Annotated in this window: 18 protein-coding genes and 1 pseudogene; 10 read left to right on the top strand and 9 right to left on the bottom strand. The window is 62.5% G+C overall.

Annotated features, from left to right (window positions below; translation table 11 throughout):
• The first annotated feature begins 9 nt into the window (after positions 1–9).
• Positions 10–1,323, top strand: coding sequence for a DNA polymerase IV (locus FKM97_RS12715; RefSeq protein ID WP_144292788.1), 1,314 nt, complete (start codon positions 10–12; stop codon positions 1,321–1,323).
• 149 nt (positions 1,324–1,472) lie between these two features.
• A pseudogene (locus tag FKM97_RS12710) lies at positions 1,473–2,173 on the top strand (EAL domain-containing protein).
• 25 nt (positions 2,174–2,198) lie between these two features.
• On the opposite strand, the gene FKM97_RS12705 reads toward FKM97_RS12710, so the two are convergent.
• From FKM97_RS12705 to FKM97_RS12685, 5 genes are all read right to left on the bottom strand, one after another.
• Entirely contained in the window at positions 2,199–2,789 is a 591-nt protein-coding gene (locus tag FKM97_RS12705; RefSeq protein WP_144292787.1) for a rhodanese-like domain-containing protein, read from the bottom strand.
• Between the two features lie 11 nt (positions 2,790–2,800).
• Positions 2,801–3,610, bottom strand: a complete 810-nt coding sequence (locus FKM97_RS12700; RefSeq protein ID WP_144292786.1) for a quinoprotein dehydrogenase-associated SoxYZ-like carrier — start codon at positions 3,608–3,610, stop codon at positions 2,801–2,803.
• 29 nt (positions 3,611–3,639) lie between these two features.
• Entirely contained in the window at positions 3,640–4,584 is a 945-nt protein-coding gene (locus FKM97_RS12695) for a quinoprotein relay system zinc metallohydrolase 2 (RefSeq protein ID WP_144292785.1), read from the bottom strand.
• 104 nt (positions 4,585–4,688) lie between these two features.
• Complete coding sequence (locus tag FKM97_RS12690; protein ID WP_144292784.1) at positions 4,689–5,564, bottom strand: EipB family protein; 876 nt, start codon at positions 5,562–5,564, stop codon at positions 4,689–4,691.
• A 120-nt stretch (positions 5,565–5,684) separates the two neighbouring features.
• Entirely contained in the window at positions 5,685–6,527 is an 843-nt protein-coding gene (locus FKM97_RS12685) for an EipB family protein (protein ID WP_144292783.1), read from the bottom strand.
• A gap of 111 nt (positions 6,528–6,638) precedes the next feature.
• On the opposite strand from FKM97_RS12685, the gene FKM97_RS12680 reads away from it, so the two are divergent.
• From FKM97_RS12680 to FKM97_RS12660, 5 genes are read left to right on the top strand one after another with little or no spacing between them, the layout of a single operon-like run.
• Positions 6,639–7,616 (top strand): 2-hydroxyacid dehydrogenase, encoded by a 978-nt coding sequence (locus FKM97_RS12680; protein ID WP_144292782.1) that lies wholly within the window; start codon positions 6,639–6,641, stop codon positions 7,614–7,616.
• 42 nt (positions 7,617–7,658) lie between these two features.
• Positions 7,659–8,123, top strand: a complete 465-nt coding sequence (locus tag FKM97_RS12675) for a RidA family protein (protein WP_205014965.1) — start codon at positions 7,659–7,661, stop codon at positions 8,121–8,123.
• Between the two features lie 6 nt (positions 8,124–8,129).
• Positions 8,130–8,963: a glycerophosphodiester phosphodiesterase family protein gene (locus tag FKM97_RS12670; RefSeq protein ID WP_144292780.1), complete on the top strand. Its 834-nt coding sequence runs from the start codon at positions 8,130–8,132 to the stop codon at positions 8,961–8,963.
• Entirely contained in the window at positions 8,956–10,125 is a 1,170-nt protein-coding gene (locus FKM97_RS12665) for a GNAT family N-acetyltransferase (protein ID WP_144292779.1), read from the top strand. Before FKM97_RS12670 ends, FKM97_RS12665 begins: the two co-directional genes overlap by 8 nt.
• 47 nt (positions 10,126–10,172) lie before the next feature.
• Complete coding sequence (locus tag FKM97_RS12660) at positions 10,173–10,604, top strand: HIT family protein (protein ID WP_144292778.1); 432 nt, start codon at positions 10,173–10,175, stop codon at positions 10,602–10,604.
• Positions 10,605–10,613: 9 nt separating this feature from the next.
• On the opposite strand, the gene FKM97_RS12655 is transcribed toward FKM97_RS12660, so the two are convergent.
• The 4 genes from FKM97_RS12655 to FKM97_RS12640 form a co-directional block, all read right to left on the bottom strand.
• On the bottom strand, positions 10,614–10,961 hold the full coding sequence (locus tag FKM97_RS12655) for an AzlD domain-containing protein (RefSeq protein ID WP_144292777.1): 348 nt from the start codon (positions 10,959–10,961) through the stop codon (positions 10,614–10,616).
• Positions 10,958–11,710: an AzlC family ABC transporter permease gene (locus FKM97_RS12650; RefSeq protein WP_144292776.1), complete on the bottom strand. Its 753-nt coding sequence runs from the start codon at positions 11,708–11,710 to the stop codon at positions 10,958–10,960. The genes FKM97_RS12655 and FKM97_RS12650 overlap by 4 nt, the downstream gene beginning before the upstream one ends.
• 167 nt (positions 11,711–11,877) lie before the next feature.
• Positions 11,878–12,798 (bottom strand): methylenetetrahydrofolate reductase [NAD(P)H], encoded by a 921-nt coding sequence (gene metF / locus FKM97_RS12645; protein WP_342783554.1) that lies wholly within the window; start codon positions 12,796–12,798, stop codon positions 11,878–11,880.
• A gap of 12 nt (positions 12,799–12,810) precedes the next feature.
• Positions 12,811–13,821 carry an ArsR/SmtB family transcription factor gene (locus FKM97_RS12640; protein WP_144292775.1) on the bottom strand — a complete coding sequence of 337 codons (1,011 nt, stop codon included), beginning with the start codon at positions 13,819–13,821 and terminating at the stop codon, positions 12,811–12,813.
• Positions 13,822–14,045: 224 nt separating this feature from the next.
• Here FKM97_RS12640 and FKM97_RS12635 point away from each other — a divergent pair, with 224 nt between their 5' ends.
• The 3 genes from FKM97_RS12635 to FKM97_RS12625 all read left to right on the top strand — a co-directional run bounded on the left by FKM97_RS12635 (position 14,046) and on the right by FKM97_RS12625 (position 16,490).
• A complete protein-coding gene (locus FKM97_RS12635) occupies positions 14,046–15,023 on the top strand; it encodes an MlaA family lipoprotein (RefSeq protein ID WP_144292774.1) in 978 nt (325 codons plus the stop codon).
• A 51-nt stretch (positions 15,024–15,074) separates the two neighbouring features.
• Positions 15,075–15,677 carry an MlaC/ttg2D family ABC transporter substrate-binding protein gene (locus FKM97_RS12630; RefSeq protein WP_144292773.1) on the top strand — a complete coding sequence of 201 codons (603 nt, stop codon included), beginning with the start codon at positions 15,075–15,077 and terminating at the stop codon, positions 15,675–15,677.
• A 189-nt stretch (positions 15,678–15,866) separates the two neighbouring features.
• A complete protein-coding gene (locus tag FKM97_RS12625) occupies positions 15,867–16,490 on the top strand; it encodes a Tgt2/MlaC family protein (protein ID WP_170240892.1) in 624 nt (207 codons plus the stop codon).
• The last annotated feature ends 1 nt before the right edge of the window (position 16,491 follow it).

Raw genomic sequence — 16,491 nt, 5'->3', positions numbered from 1 at the left:
CGCCGTCCCATGGTCGAGGCATCGCCCTCTTCACTCCCATCACAAGGGCTCTGCCGCGACTGCTTTCACATGCTGGAGGGAACGCAACGGCGTTGCCGTCAATGCGGCAGTCCCCGCACCGTCTCGCACCCCGAACTGCATCAGCTCTCCATCGCCCATCTGGATTGCGACGCCTTCTATGCGGCCATCGAAAAGCGGGACGATCCCTCGCTGATCGACAAGCCGGTGATCATCGGCGGCGGGCGCCGCGGCGTGGTTGCCACCGCCTGCTACATCGCGCGCATCTCCGGGGTGGGATCGGCCATGCCGATGTTCAAGGCGCTGAAGCTGTGCCCAGAGGCCGTGGTGATCCGGCCGAACATGGAGAAATATCTCGATGTCGGACGGAAAGTCCGTGCACTCATGGAGGAGCTCACACCGCTTGTGCAGCCGATCTCGATCGATGAAGCGTTTCTCGACCTGACCGGGACCGCTCGATTGCATGGTTACAGTCCTGCCGCCGCCCTCGCCCGGCTGGCTCGCAAGGTCGAGAAGGAGATCGGGATCACCGTCTCCATCGGCCTGTCACACAACAAGTTCCTGGCCAAGGTTGCCTCCGATCTCGACAAGCCACGGGGTTTTTCGCTCATCGGCCGCACCGAGACCTTGAGCTTCCTGGCGCCCCGGCCCGTCGGCCTGATCTGGGGGGTCGGCCGCGCCATGCAGGCAAAGCTCGCGAAAGACGGGATCACACGGATCGAGCGGCTGCAGAGCATGGATCTCGGCGATCTGATGCGGCGTTATGGGACCATGGGGTCGCGGCTGTATCACCTGTCACGCGGCTTGGATGATCGCAGCGTCACCACGGAGCGGGACACCAAGAGCATCAGTGGCGAGACCACCTTCAACGAGGACATAAGCGACTTCAGCCTGTTGGAGCAGATCCTGTGGCGGATGTGCGAGAAGGTCTCGCGCCGCGCCAAGGCCGCTGGGCTCGGCGGTGCAACCGTCGTGCTGAAGCTCAAATCGGCTGATTTCAAGATCCGCACCCGGAATGCCAGGCTCGAGGAGCCCAGCCAGCTCGCCATCCGGATCTTTCAGCTTGCCCGGCCGATGCTTCAGCGTGAGGCACAAGGGACGGCGTTCCGGCTGCTGGGTGTCGGGATCAGCGACCTGTGCGCAGCGGAGGCCTGCGATCCACAACGTCCCCTCGATCCGGCGGCGGTGCGGCTGGCGGATGCCGAAAGGGCCATGGATCGCGTGCGGGACAAATTCGGCAGCCTGGCGGTGGGAAAGGGTCTCGCCTTCCAGCCAAGCCCCAAGCGGCCGCAGGCGAAGGCCTAAGGTCACGAGCCAAATTGTTACTTTCTTAGCCTCTTGTGACGGATGATCCGCAAGCTAGCCCGTCACGCAGCCGGAGCCGCCAAGTGACCAACAGGAATTGCAATGGCTGCCACAGTCGCGAGGGCACCGCTTTCGCCAAGCCCTTCACCATGGCCTTTCAACCCATCGTCGATCTCGGCAACCGAAGCATCTGGGGATATGAAGCGTTGGTGCGCGGGACTGCTGGAGAAACGGCCGCGGAAATCCTCGATCAGGTCACAGCGGAGAACCGTTACAGGTTCGACCAGGAGTGTCGCGCGTCCGAGCGATCGAACTGGCCGCGGCCTCCGGTGCCGCCGGATCTCAGGTTCGGCTGTCGATCAACTTCATGCCCAACGCCGTCTATGAACCCGCCGCCTGCATCCGGTCGACATTGACCGCCGCTGCAAAAGTCGGCTTCGACCCTAAGCGCATCGTCTTCGAATTCACCGAGAACGAGCCGCTCGACGTGGCCCATGTCGGCCATATCGTTACGGAATACAAGCGGATGGGGTTTCGGACCGCCCTCGATGATTTCGGCGCCGGCTATGCCAGTCTCAATCTTCTCGCCCAGTTTCAACCCGATATCATCAAGATCGACATGGAGCTGATCCGCGATGTGAACAGCTCAGCCAGCCGGCAAGCGATCATCGGCGGCATCATGGCCATCAGCCAGGCCTTGGAGATCACAGTGATCGCCGAAGGTGTTGAGACATACGAGGAGGTGCAGGCGCTTCGCGCCATGGGCATCCAGATTTTCCAAGGATTCTATTTCGGACGCCCCGCGGTCGAAGGTTTGCCAGCGGTCAGCGCTGTTCACGGGTTCACCTAGGCGCAACAGGATGCCGCCTCGGGTCTCAGGGTGCAATCTTGGCCGTCGGTTGCGGCTTCGGCGCCAGGGGATCCGCCGCCCAACCGGGCTGGGGAGCGACGACAGCGGTGTCGAATTTCTCCTGCCAGGCGGCAAGGCCCCCAGGGAACCAATAGACGGAGGTGTAGCCGGCCGCGACGAGCCGCTTGCCGACGTTCCAACTGCCCCAGCATCGCGGCTTGCAGAATGTCACGACGGGTCTGGCCTTGTCGCCGCCGCTCACTTCGGCGATCCGCTCCAGCATGGCAGCGGCTTTGGCCGGGTCGAGATCGCCGCGCCCGGCGCCGGGAAACCACAGAGCACCGGGAATGGAACGATGGGTCGGCCTCCACAGGGTGGTGGCGGGCAGGTTGTCGGGCTTGCGGTCGGCAGGACCCGAGTCGACGAGCACGGGGCGCTCGTCCATCAGCGTCTTCACGCCCTCGGCGTCCACCACCTTGGCCCCTTGGAGCGTCGCAGGCGTGTCGCTGACCATGGGTCCCGTCCAGAGCCCCTCGGGCTCTGGCGGCGCCGCTGCAATCAAGAGCAAAACCGAGACAGCGGCCAGAGCGCGAAGGGCCGCCTGGAGAGTGTGCATCGGGGCGCCGTTCAGTTCGTCGCCTGAGGCGAGGTGAAATCCTGAGCCCAGACATTGCCGTCCGTGTCCCTCACGGTCACGCGGAATGGCAGGTTGCCCTCGGGCTTGTACAGGAAGGTGATCACGGGATTGGTGGACAGCGATATGTCCGCCTCCATCGCGAAGACGTTCTGGTCTCCCCGGGAGACGTCGATGGCGTTGATGTAGCGTGCCGGCGTGTAGGTGCGCGTGACTTGGTTCATCTGCATGCCGTTGAAATTCGGGTGCCGGACCATCAAAGTCGCTTCGGGGGCCCCGCCCATCTCCTCATTCGAACCGAATTTCATGCGCATCTCGCCCATGTTCCGGGCCGCCGCCTCCTCGCTGGTGCCGGAGGGCGCCGAGCAGCCTCCGGAGGCCTTCACGAAGCGGGCATTCTGCAGAAGCTTACCCTCCCGGGTCTCGGCCACGGCGTGGACATTCGTGTAGCCGTCGATCCGAACCCGGAGCTTCATCTGGCGCGGATCGCCTGCCGGACCGAATTTGATGCGGGCGGCAACCGGCGAGGGGTTGTCGTCGATGATGATGGCTGTTCCCACGATCTCCGCACCGGGCTCGGTGCGGATGGTCACCGGCACCAGGGCGGCATCTTCGGCGCGCTTGGGCGCATCGATGGAAATCACCGTTTGAGTCGATTGCATCGGCCGCTCGTCGAAGAGGAGCTCGCTCAGCTCCGTCCAACGCTGCTGCCGATCCGGCTCGTCGCCCTCGGCGGCATGGCCATGGGCCGGCACGACGACAGTCAAAGTGATTGCAAGAGCCAAGATCCTCATCTGCATCATGTCACCTCAAGCGACCCTATTGCCCGGCATCATTCCCACTCAAGTTCCTTGAACGCCTGAATGACGTTGCGACGATTATAGTCGCCGAACAGCACCCAGTGCTCCGCTTCGGAGAGCGCAACGGTCTCTGCGGCCGCCTCGATCGGGACGCCCTGCCTGATTGCTGCACGGGTGCCATCGCGCAGCGCCACCAGATAACGGCGAAGATCTGCAAAGGCTGACGTGCCGACGCTCACCGGCCCGTGGCCCGGTATGATGGTTCGAGCCTCGAGCGCCTCGAGCCTGTCGAGCTCCTGCAGCCAGCCCAAGAGGCTGCCGTCCAGGGCCGGGACCCGCGTCACGAAAAGAAGGTCGGCGGGTAAGAGCACTCCGGCGGATGGATCCAGGATCGAGAGGTCACTATCCGTGTGCGCCACGGAATGGGCATGGAGGGTGAGCCTGCGGTCGCCGAGGTCGATCTCGCCCCCTTCGGCTCCGATCTCGCGGGTGGGCATCACAACGGGGCCTACACTGCCTGGCCCGAGCAGGTCGGAGAGTTTCTCGCGGTAGAACTCACCGCGCGCCTGAAGCGCCGGTTTGAGCATCACATGACCGATGAATTCCGGAGCGTCAGCAACGAAGGCGCCGGCTCCGAAGCTGTGATCGGGATGAACATGGGACATGACGACGTAGCGGATCGGCTTGTCGGTCAGTCTCCGAATTTCACTCCGCAACCATTCTCCATCGGCAAGGCTGCCGCCGGAGTCGGTTACCAGCACCGCATCCCTGCCGATTATGAAACCGATATTGGCGAGAGCATCCCGATTGCCCGCGGCGGCATCGACATCCAGGCCCCGTCTTATGAAGACCGACGGCGCAACCTCATGCAAGCCACTCCGCGCCGCTGCCGCGCCGAGCATAGGCAGGCAACAAAAGCACAGGCCGCCGGCCAGAAGCTGGCGACGGCTCGCATGGATGCTCGCTGAGAGATCCATCTGGGCTTCCTCATGCGCCGCGCTTTCTTTGAGCGAGGCTGCTGCTCTTGTGCCGGCTCGGCCGAGCATCTTCTGGAGAGGGGACTCTGGCCCTGCCCTCTCGGCTAACCGCCATCAGAGAGATTCTTGTCACAATCGGCCTGCGGCAGCAAGTCGAGATGGTCCAGCACCGCCGACACCTGATATTCCTGGATCGCGAGATTGGCGCCGATGACGATGCCGCCCTCCAAGATGACCACTTCCTCGGTGCTGCTGGGACTTGCGCCCACCAGGGCCGTCACCTTGGCATCGTAGTAGCTCGTCGTGATCGGCCAGGCCGTTCTTTCCCGAAGATCCGGCGCCATTGCATCCGCCGAGGGGAGAAAGCGCAAAAAGCCCGGGAGGGGGTTGCCGATCCTGGTCACGGCCAGTTGCGTCACCGGGCCGACACGGGTGTTGAACACCTCGCGCATGACCATGGGCCGCCTGAGCCGATCGGCGGCGAGGATCTCCTTGAGGAACATCAGTGGAAAGACGGTATCGGCTGGCAGGTCCTGCCGCTCCATCTGGGGCAGCGCCTCATGGACCCAGCCGCCGTCCCCGGGCCCGCGGGTGGCCTTTCCCACCTTCACCCGCTCCTGCTGGCCATCCATCACGCCGCGGGTGTTGTAGCGCAGTGTGCGGCCATTCATGCTCTCCTGGCGCTCGACGAAAAGATTGAGCGGATGCTCGGCACCATCCGACCGCCTGACCCGAAGCGAAAGCTCGAAGGACGTCACCCAGCTGTGACAGAGGTGGCGGTACATGCGGATGGTCATGCGGCCGGGGGTGGCCTTGACCGCCTCTTCGAAGATCCGGCTGCGCAGATTGACCGTGTAGTCGGCGCGATAGGCGGTCAACGCATCGCCCGGCAGCCGGTCTCTGGCCTCCGCAGGTTTGGAGACCGGCCCATACAGGGCCAGCACCATACTCGTTACGCTTAATGTGCCGCGAAGGACCATCGCACTCTCCCCGCTGTTCAACGCCCTCGGGCGTGTCGACGGTGAGAAGGATGGCAGGGCAATCGGGGGTTTAGACGGAAATCCTGTGACGGTTCCTGTGCAGCCGAACCCGATCTCGGCTCATTGCATGCCGCATTTCGCCTGCTGGAGGTAATCGAGCTCGACCAGGGACCCTTTCAAGGCGAAATCGCCATAATCCAAAGTGAGATTGGCGGCCACGGAGTTCTCGAACATCGTGAAGCTCACCTGATGCTCAGGCATCTGTTCGCCATCGGGATCTTCTTTGGGCTTGTTCTCGAAATAGCCGATGCTGACGGGCCAGGATGCCATCTTGTTAAGATCCTGACCGCCCTTGAGAGATATGGGGAGGACGACGGAGTTCGGCTTGTTGCGTTTGCCGATGAAGGTCACAGCCGTCAGGACTTCCTGATCTTCGTTGCCGTCAAAGATCGCGCTTGCATCACGCTTGCTGCCCTGCATGGCGGCATTGAGAATTCGACGGGTATGCTGAACCGGGAAAATCACTCCTTTAGGCAGGGTGAAGCTGCCCGGCTCTGGCTCCTCAATGGTGACCTTGCCCCCTTCAGCATTGCGCTCCGCCCGACCGCGCAGCTCCATCTCCTGGGTCCCGTTGATGAATCGCTGGGTGGCGAACTCCATCATGTCGCCCTCCCCGGACTCCCAGGACGTGGAGCGCGTGTCGAGGGTACTGGCCGTGCCCGTGCGCGGTGCCAAACGGTTGACGACACGCATATTCGCCGTCCACCCGTCACAGGGGGAGCCCGCAACCTCGAGAACAAGCTTACCGCGCACATCCGTCAGACCTGCTTTGGTCTCGGCGCGCGCAAGCGTCAGATCGTAGACGGCGCGATGGGCAGCAAGCATCGGCAAAGGGCCGGCCGTCGCTGCGGGGACGCCGGCGAAAACGCCCATAGCAATGCAAACCAAGGCTGACCGTATCATTGACAATCCCTACGCCACACGTCCAAAGAGTTCGAAAGCAGGTTGTCGCACAAGCGATCCTCTGCCTCGGCCTTCGTCACCATGCTGTCCCAGAAATGAGGCAACACTTCAATGTCTGCTTCAATCTCTCGTCCTCGCCTGCTCGTGTCGCGCAAATTGCCTCAAGATGTCGAAACGCGGATCGAGCAGAGTTATGATGCGCGGCTCAATGCGACCGACACCCTCTATAGAGCCGATGAGCTCATCGAGCACGCTGAGAATTGCGGGGGGCTCCTCGTCACACCCACCGACAAGCTCACCGGCGAGGTGATCCGACGCCTGCCGGCCAGCGTCAAGATCATCGCAACCTTCTCCGTCGGCTTCGATCACATCGACGTGGCTGCGGCGACAGAGCGCGGCATCAGGGTCACCAATACGCCCGACGTCCTGACCGATGCCACCGCCGATATCGCCCTGCTGCTGATTCTCGGCGCCGCCAGAGGGGCGTCCTGGGGAGACAGGACCGTGCGGGAAAACCGCTGGGGACCTTGGACGCCAACAGGCCCGCTCGGGGTGCAGGTGACCGGCAAGAGGCTCGGCATCTATGGCATGGGGCGGATCGGTCAAGCCGTGGCACGGAGAGCGCGGGCCTTCGACATGACGATCCACTATCACAGCCGCCACGCCCTCCCGCAGCCTCTCGAGCAGGGCGCTCGCTACCATGCAACCTTAGATGAGATGCTGCCGCAGTGCGATTTTCTGTCCATCAATTGCGCCTCGACCCCGGAGACCCGCAGTTCCATCGACGCAGACCGGATCGCGTTGCTTCCGGACGGGGCGATCATCGTCAACAGTGCCCGCGGCGACATCATCGACGATGACGCCTTGATCAACGCCCTCCAGAGCGGCAAACTCGCGGCGGCCGGGCTCGACGTCTTCAAGGGAGAGCCCGATATCGATCCGCGGTATCGGTCCCTCGAGACCGCGTTCTTGCTGCCCCATCTGGGCAGTGCCACTCTCGACACACGCATCGCGATGGGCATGCGAGCCCTCGACAATCTGGATGAATTCTTTGCCGGAAAGCGCCCTAAAGACTCGCTCAATGGCTGATCACGGTTCCACAACCCCTCTCACATCAAGAAGGACAACATCATGGGTAAAATTCAAGACAAGCTGACCGCGCTGGGCATCACCCTGCCAGAGCCCGCGGCTCCAGTGGCCAATTACGTCGGATATGTCGTGACCGGGAAACTCGTGTTCATCTCCGGGCAAGTCACCTTGAAAGACGGAAAATTCGAGTATATCGGCAAGGTCGGCAAAGACTTTTCCGTCGAGGAAGGCGCCCAGGCGGCGCGGCTGTGCGCGATCAACATCCTGGCGCAGCTCAAGGCGGCGGTGGGTGGAGACCTCGAGCGGGTGCAGCGCTGCGTGAAGCTGGGCGGCTTCGTCAACGCAGTTCCCGAATTTACCGATCATCCCAAAGTGATCAACGGTGCCTCGGACCTGATCGTCGAAGTGCTCGGCGACAAGGGCAAGCACGCCCGCTTCGCGCTGGGGGCCGGCTCGCTGCCGCTGAACGTCGCCTGCGAAATCGACGCCGTCTTCGAGATCGCCTGAGGCCGCATGCGGTGGGCGCCCGGACAAAGGTCGCTGCACTGGCTGGTCGAGCGGCCGGTCGCCCATCGCGGGCTGCACAACAAAGCAGAAGGCGTGATCGAGAACACGCCTTCGGCGGTCGACGCCGCCATCGCGGCCGGATATGCCGTCGAAGTCGATCTACAGCTGACGGCCGATGGCGATGCAATCGTCTTTCACGACCCGGAACTGGGCCGGCTGACCGATGGTTCGGGACCGGTTCGATCTCACAGCGTCGATGCGCTAAAACGATTCCCGATCAAAGACTCAGCCGATCGGATTCAGACATTCGATGAACTGCTCCGGCAGGTCGATGGACGCGTCCCCCTCCTCATCGAAATCAAGAGCCAGTGGGACGGCTGCGGCCCGCTCGAGGGCCGGGTCGCAGAGGTCCTGGCCGGCTATGACGGGCCGGCGGCGCTCATGTCCTTCGATCCCGACAGCGTCGAGGCCTTGAGGCATTATGCGCCTTGGGCGGTGATCGGCTTTACCTGCGCGGCCAATGGAGATGTGACGGATGGCGAGCATCTTTCCATCGCGCGTCGGCGCGACGTTCGCAGTCTCTCCATTCTGAGCCGGCTGCAGCCGGACTTCCTTGCCCACCATGTGCGCGGGCTCCCCTCCGCCCTGACGCGCGTCTATCGCAGCCTTGGACGGCCGGTCCTCGCCTGGACCGTGCGCACCGAGGCCGACCGGGAACGGGCCTCGCAATTCGCCGACCAGATCATCTTCGAAGGCCTGCGGCCATCCGTGCCCTTGCGCAAGCCCGACCGACCGCAAATGTTGGCGGATGTGAGCGGGCGTGAAGACCATCATGGATGATCGGCCAGAAGCGATTATCACTGTCGAAAGCACAATCGCCAGCATCGCTGCGGCGGATTGGGATGCTTGCGCCAATCCGGTCGGCCGCAGTTACAATCCTTTCGTATCGCATGCCTTCCTGAAGGCGCTCGAGGAGTCGGGCTCGGTCGGGCCCCGCGCCGGATGGCTGCCACAGCATCTCGTGCTCGCCGGCCCCTGCGGCAGCGTCGACGGATGCATGCCCTGCTATCTCAAGAGCCACAGCCAGGGCGAATATGTCTTCGATCAAGGCTGGGCGGACGCTTATGAGCGGGCCGGCGGCCAGTATTATCCGAAACTTCAGGTGAGCGTTCCCTTCACCCCCGTCACGGGCCCGCGCCTGCTGGTGCCGGACAGTCCCGACAGGCTGCAGCGGCAGGCCCTCCTGGCCTCAGGCTCGGTCGAACTGATGCGCCGGATGAAAGCCTCGTCGGTGCATTTCACCTTCCTGACGGAGGAGGATCGAACGGTCCTGGAGGGGCTCGGATTTCTCGGCCGGAAGGATCAGCAGTTCCACTGGCAGAATGACGGCTACGACAGTTTCGACGATTTCCTTGCGAGCCTGCAGTCGCGCAAGCGAAAGACCTTGCGGCGCGAGCGGGAGGAGGCGCTGAGTGGCGGGATCAGCGTCGAGTGGGTCACAGGAGGCGACCTCAAGGAACATCACTGGGACGCGTTTTTCGAATTCTACATGGACACCGGGGCGCGGAAATGGGGACAACCCTATCTCAACCGCAGATTCTTCAGCCTCGTGTCGGCGGCCATGGCAGACCGTATCCTGCTCATCTTATGCAAGCGAAATGGCGCCTATATCGCCGGGGCCCTGAACTTCATCGGATCCGACACCCTCTATGGCCGCTATTGGGGGGCGACGGAGCACTGGCCGTTCCTGCATTTCGAGACCTGCTATTATCAGGCGATCGACTTCGCCATCGCCCATCGCTTGAGCCGCGTGGAGGCCGGGGCCCAGGGCGAGCACAAGCTTGCCCGGGGTTATCTGCCGCACATCACCCATTCCGCCCATTTCATCCATGACCGGGGACTGGCGCGCGCCGTCGAGCACTACCTTCGGCAGGAACGGGCCTATGTGGATGAGGCCAACAGCGAGCTCAGCGACCATTCGCCATTCCGCCACGAGACTTGACGCGGAAAGCGTCTTTTGGCTGTTACAGCTCTAGCATCGCCAGAGGAGTGCCTATGCCTGCTTATGATCCCGACAATGTCTTCGCCAAGATCCTGCGCGGCGAACTCCCCTGCCATAAGCTCTATGAGGATGACCTCACCTTCGCCTTCATGGACATCATGCCCCGGGCCGATGGCCATGCTCTGGTCATCCCAAAGAACCCCTCGCGCAACCTGCTGGAGATTGACCCTTCGGATCTGGCCGCCGTGATGGCGACGGTGCAGATTGTCGCCCGCGCCGCGATGAAGGCCTTCAACGCCCAGGGGATCACGATCCAGCAGTTCAACGAGGCCGCCGGCGGACAAGTCGTCTTTCACACCCATGTCCATATCCTCCCCCGCCATGAGGGGGTTTCCCTGCGCCCGCCGACCTCTCAGATGGCCGCCAATGAGATCCTCGCCCGACATGCCGATATCCTGCGCGCCGCGTTGGAGAGCTGAGGGCTCCCCTCACAGCAGGCGAAGATGAAGCGCTTCGGCCGCCATGAGGGTCCCGAGGGAGACCGCGATCGAGAGCGGCAGGTTCCGCTTTGCGAGAAAGAACATCGCGACGCCCGCCGCCAGAGCGATTACCCGATTGGACAGGGCAGTTTCCGCCAGAACTCCGGAGGGCGTGAGCATCAGCTTCCAGACCAGAGCTGCGACCAAAGCGGTCGCGACGGCCCTGACCCACAGGAGAAACTCGCCTTGCGGGTTGACCTGGCTGACCAAGACGGCCCCCAAGAAGCGCCAGACATAGGTCGAGAGGCCGCCGACGAGCAGCACGATCAGCCAGATCGGCCAATCACTCATGGTCATGAGCGGCTGCGCCTTCGCAGTCTGGGATGGAGCGCGAGAAAGGCCAGGGTCCCGCCCAGCAAGCCGGCGAATAGCAGGTCGAATTGCGGGACGTAATACATGCCGACCGGCGTCAGTGCAGAGCCCAGCAGGATCGCGGCGTAATCGAAGCGATAATAGGCGCTGGCCAGCAGCGAGATGAAGAAGAAGCTCGGCGTCAGGAAGACCATGGCTGCCGCCACCAGAGGCGGCAGGGCATCCGACAGGACATAGCCCAGGGTCGTCACTGCGATCATGGAGGTGGCCAGGGTCAGGCCCATGCCGATCGACCAGGGCAGCCGCTGCTCTCGCGGCATCGTGTCCATGTGCTGGTTGGCAATGACCCACAGGGTCACCGCGGTGAGATGGGCCAGTAAAAATTCCGGCCACCGCGGCTCACCTTGCTGGCGCGACTTGGCGAGGACCAGGAGCACCATGGGCAGAAGCCTTATGGCCGTGAGGGTGACGGCCAGAGCAATGGCGAAGAATCCGGCACCCTGGGCGAGCATGGTGACGAAGACGACCTGACCCGGCAGAGCCCAGATGAAGGCGATGGAGAAGAGCGCCGTCTCGAGGGTGACGCCGAGGCTTTTCACCAACGCACCAAAGCCCAGAAAAGAGGCCGCCATCACCAGCCACGGCACACCGAAGGCGCTCCGCGCGCCCGCTAAGATTGCACTCCAATCATAGCCGCCAAGGGATTCAGATGATTCACTTTTCTTACCGCTCACCAGAATGATTGCCCTGCCTCTGACCCGCGCTTCGAGATATAGCCATGGGAGCAGCAAGGCAAACTTGATTCATTCTCTTAACCGGCTCGCCTCGATCCCTTCAGGCGCCCGCAGAGCCGGATTCAATTCCTCAGGACACTCTCGTAAGGCCTTGTTTTCAGGCCGCGTCAGGCCGCCTGGCGCACGACGCTCTTTGGTCCGACACCGAGAAGGCGGCAGATGGCGTAAGCGAGATCAGCCCGGTTGAGGGTGTAGAAATGAAAATGCCGCACCCCTTGGTCGCGAAGCGCTGCGACCTGCTCGGCAGCCACCGCGGCGGCCACGAGCTTCATGGTCTCGGGATCACCCTCAAGACCCGCGAACCGATCGACGAGAGTGCGAGGGATCGTGGCGCCGCATTTCCGGGCGAAGGCGCAGACGCGCTCGAAATTGGTGATGGGCACGATGCCGGGAACGATGGGCACATCGATGCCGCGCGCCCGCACCCGGTCGACATAGCGGTAATAGGCGGCGTTATCGAAGAAGAACTGGGTGATGGCCCGAGTCGCCCCATTTTCCACCTTGGCGCCCAGCATGGCGAGATCGGCCTCGACGCTGGAGGATTCCGGATGCTTTTCTGGATAGGCCGCCACCGAGATCTCGAAGTCGCCCAGACTGCGAATGCCGGCGACCAGGGCCGCGGCATTGGCGTAACCCTCAGGATGAGGGCAATAGGCGTTATCGAGACCCCCTGAGGGATCGCCACGAAGTGCCACGATGTGCTTGATGCCCATGGATCGATACCGCTCCACCATGGCCGCGGTGTCGGCGCGAGAGGCTCCGACGCAGGTGAGGTGGCCGGCAGCGGGCACCGCCACCTCGTTGCGGATCATGTCCAGTGTCGAGGACGTCTCCGTCTGGGTCGAGCCGCCGGCGCCATAGGTGACAGAAAAGAATCGCGGCTCCAGGCTGGCGAGCCGCCTCACCGTCTCCTCCAAAGTCTTGCCCGCGCCGGGCGTCTTGGCAGGAAACAGTTCGAACGACACCTCGATGCGGTTGGAGTCAAACTCCTCGAGAGGTCTGATCGGTGTGGTCGGATGCATCGTCATTGGCCCCTCGCGTCACTCAACCTGAAGAATATGGGATAGTTCCGGGACACGTCTGGTTTCGGTGTCGCCCTTCTGCGCCAGCCACAAAGAGACCGTCAGGCCTTCCTCCACACCGGCCGGCGGCGGCAGCGTTTCCACAAGTTCGCTGGCCAGACCGGCGCGCTCAGCCCAGGCGGAAAATTGCGGAGCGGAGATGCCCAGACGACGATGCGCCTGGTTCTCACGCAGGAATTCAAACTCGTGAGGGGCAAAATCGACAACCAGCAGGCGTCCGCCCGGGCGCAGCACCCGTGTCGCCTCCGCAATGGCCCGCTCGGGCTCATCCAAGAAGTGCAGGACCTGATGGATGGTGACAAGATCAATGCTCTGGCTGGCATAGGGCAAGTGATAGATGTCACCCTGCCGGATCTGGCAGTGGCGCAGGGCTGCGGCGTCGAGCCTGGCCCGGGCGACCGCCAGCATCTCGCGGCTCATGTCGAGCCCGATGCCCTGTCGCACGCGCGGACCCAGAAGCTCCAGAATGCGTCCGGTGCCAGTTCCCACGTCGAGCAGCGTGTCGACGGGGTCGGAGCCCACGACCCGCTTGACGGCCTCCTCGACCTGATCCTCGGCGATATGCAGGGATCTGATGCGATCCCAATTGCCTGCATTGGAGCGGAAGAAGTTCATCGCCGCATTGGCCCGCTCAGCGCGAATCGTCTCGATGCGCGCCAGATCACGGGCGTGGAAGGGATCATCCGCAGAGAGGAGGTCTGCGATCAGGCGCGCCAAGGCCCCCCCGGTCTCGCGCTCAGCCATGCGGAACAGGACCCAGCTGCCCTCACGATGACGCTCGATCACTTGGGCATCGACAAGAAGCTTCAGATGCCTACTGATGCGCGGCTGGCTCTGACCCAGGATCTGGGTGAGCTCCGTCACGTTGAACTCGCCGTGGGAAATGATGAAGAGCAAGCGCAGCCGGCTCGGCTCAGCAATGGCCCGCAGCGCCGTCAGCAATTGCTCGGATCGATTCTCATCCACCATTAGCCACTCCTCATGTGCCTACATAAACATATCTTTATATCTATGCCAACGAAGAATTGAGCGAGAATGATGGCTAAATCTGCAATGCGGGACGATCTCCGCCGCTTCCGCCAGATTGACGCCGCAAAGTTTGTTTTAGGGTTTGCGCGATAGAGAAGTGCGTAATTTCATAAATTTGGGAATGTGCTCCCAGCGCATCTTACTCTAGTGAACGGGATAGCTCGATGATCGCCTGCATGGGCCTGCGCGGCAGAGTGAAGAGTGACCAGCATGACGGGATGCTCCGGCGGGGGTCGCGCGCGCTGCTGGCGGGTGCCGTCTGTATCGCGGTCACGGCCGGCCTCGGACAGAAGCTGGTCGCGCAGGAGGCGATCGTCTCGGCGCCCTATTACGATGCCGAGCTGATCGCCGCCGTGCAGGCCTTTACCCAGCCCGAAGTGCCACCGAGCGCAAACGTGCTGGCCTCGCCGGCCGGCACTCTCGGTTCGATCGAAGATCTGGAGCCTACGGACGGAGCCGGTGACGATCTGAGGGTCGACCCCAGCGATCGGGCCGATCCGCTGGAGCGCTTCAATCGAGTGATGTTCACCGTCAACGATACGCTGGATGTGGCCATCCTCAAGCCCGCAGCCACAGCGTACCGCTTTCTGGTGCCCTCCGTCTTACGACAGGGGGTGGCAAACATCCTTGCCAATGCCGCCTCTCCGGTGACGCTGATCAACGACCTGCTGCAGGGCGAAGGCGACCGGGCGCAGACCACGCTGGTTCGCTTTGCGATGAACTCGACCGTCGGCGTCGGTGGATTTCTCGATGTGGCGGCCCAGAACGGATTTGCCCAGCATTCGGAAGATTTCGACCAGACCATGGCGGTCTATGGCATCAAATCCGGCCCCTATATCGTCCTGCCTCTGTTCGGCCCCTCCACATTGCGACACGCGGTCGGACGGGTCGCCGACGCCGTGACGACACCGACCACGTGGCTGCTCATGGATGCGGCTGTCGTCGAAAGCATGTCGCCGACGATGGCGCAAACCATGGTGTCACGCGAATCGGCTCTTGACCAAATCGACAGTCTGCGCCAGACCTCGCCAGATTATTACGCGGCAGTCCGAGATCTTTACTTCCAGTACCGTGAGGCCGAGATTCGAAATGGGCGGATCGACGTCGAGGAACTCTCGGATATTCCGGACGTTTCGGAATGACGCATTTACCAGTTAACCTCTCGCAACTCTGCATGCCTGAAAGGATGCCATATGAAAACCTGCTCGGGGTCTGTTTCCCGTAGGGCCTTCTTGAGCGTGTTGGGGACAGGATTGCTCTCCGCGACCGTCCTCCTGCACAATCCCGTTATCGCTCTGGCCGACACCGGCGCCGAAAAATTCGTTCAGTCCATCGGACAGAACGTGCTGGCGGCCGCGCGTGCCCAGTCGGCTGGACAATTCGGCGCCATTCTCCGCAAGAGCGCCGATATCCAGACCATCGCGAATTACAGCCTAGGCCGCTATCGCGCCAAGCTGCCAGCCGCGCAGAAGAAGGAATATTACAAGCTCTTCGAGACCTACATCACGAATGTGTTCGTCTCGAACGCCAGCAAGATCAGCGGCTCTTCTCTGAAGATCAACGGATCACAGGCTCGCTCGGATAGCGTCATCGTCTCAAGCGAAGTGCAGTTCTCCGACGGCCGGCCGGCGATGCCCGTCATCTGGCGGCTGGTGAAGGCTGGCGGCGGCTACAAGATTTTCGACATCAACGTGCAAGGGGTTTGGCTTGCCGGCCTCACCCAGCAGAGCTTCGTCTCGGTGATCAGCCAGAACAATGGCGACGTCGGTTCGCTGATGGCCTTCCTGCAGAAATAGACATTCCCTCGAAAAATTGAGGCAAATGTAGAGCGACCCTTTGCGGTCGCTCTTTTTTTTCCTGTCGGAATCCGATAAAGGTCGCCGCCTGGGAGACGGGGCCAGATCATCGTGAGCGTCGGCGTGCTGTTGGAAGTGTCGCGGCTCGAAACAGAAGGTGGGTTGATGCGTCCCAAAGGATTTTCGGCGGTGGGATTCCGTTGGTTCGGCCGTCGCTCGTGTCGAGCGCTGGTCATTATCTCCGCACTGGCAGCCTCTGCTGCCGGGTCAGCGTCGCAGGCTCAGGACGTCGGCGCGTGCGTGGACGGCATCGGCGCCGACATGATCAATGCGGCCCAGAAGGGTACGCCCCAGGCATTCTACGGGGTCATCGACCGGCATGCGGACAATCAAACCATCGCGCTCTTGTCGCTGGGCCAGTATCGCAAGCTCCTGCCACCGGATCGCATTGGCGACTATACGGCCCTGGTGAAGCAGTTCATCGCCAAGACCCTCGCCGATAATTATCGGAAGTTTCGTGCCAGCAGCGTGGTGGTGACTTCCACGAAGGCGCAGGGCAATGCCGTCAATGTGGAGACGTCCCTCAAATTCCTGGGCGGCCGCCCTTCGCAGAAGGTGATCTGGAAAGTCTCCGCTGCCGGCAATGACTGCAAGGTTCTCGATGTGAACGTCACCAATGTCTGGCTTGGCCAGCTGCTCCGGTCATCGGTCACCTCGGCCATCCAGAATGGAGGCCAGAGCATCGATGCGGCCTTCATCTATCTCGAACCCGCGGGCAGCCGGCGGAACACAGAGATCAAGGTCAACCGCTAAC

The organism is Rhodoligotrophos appendicifer (assembly GCF_007474605.1).
GTDB classification, from domain to species: domain Bacteria; phylum Pseudomonadota; class Alphaproteobacteria; order Rhizobiales; family Im1; genus Rhodoligotrophos; species Rhodoligotrophos appendicifer.
The sequence above is the reverse complement of the archived record's forward strand: the minus strand, read 5'-3'. Positions and strand labels throughout refer to the sequence as shown.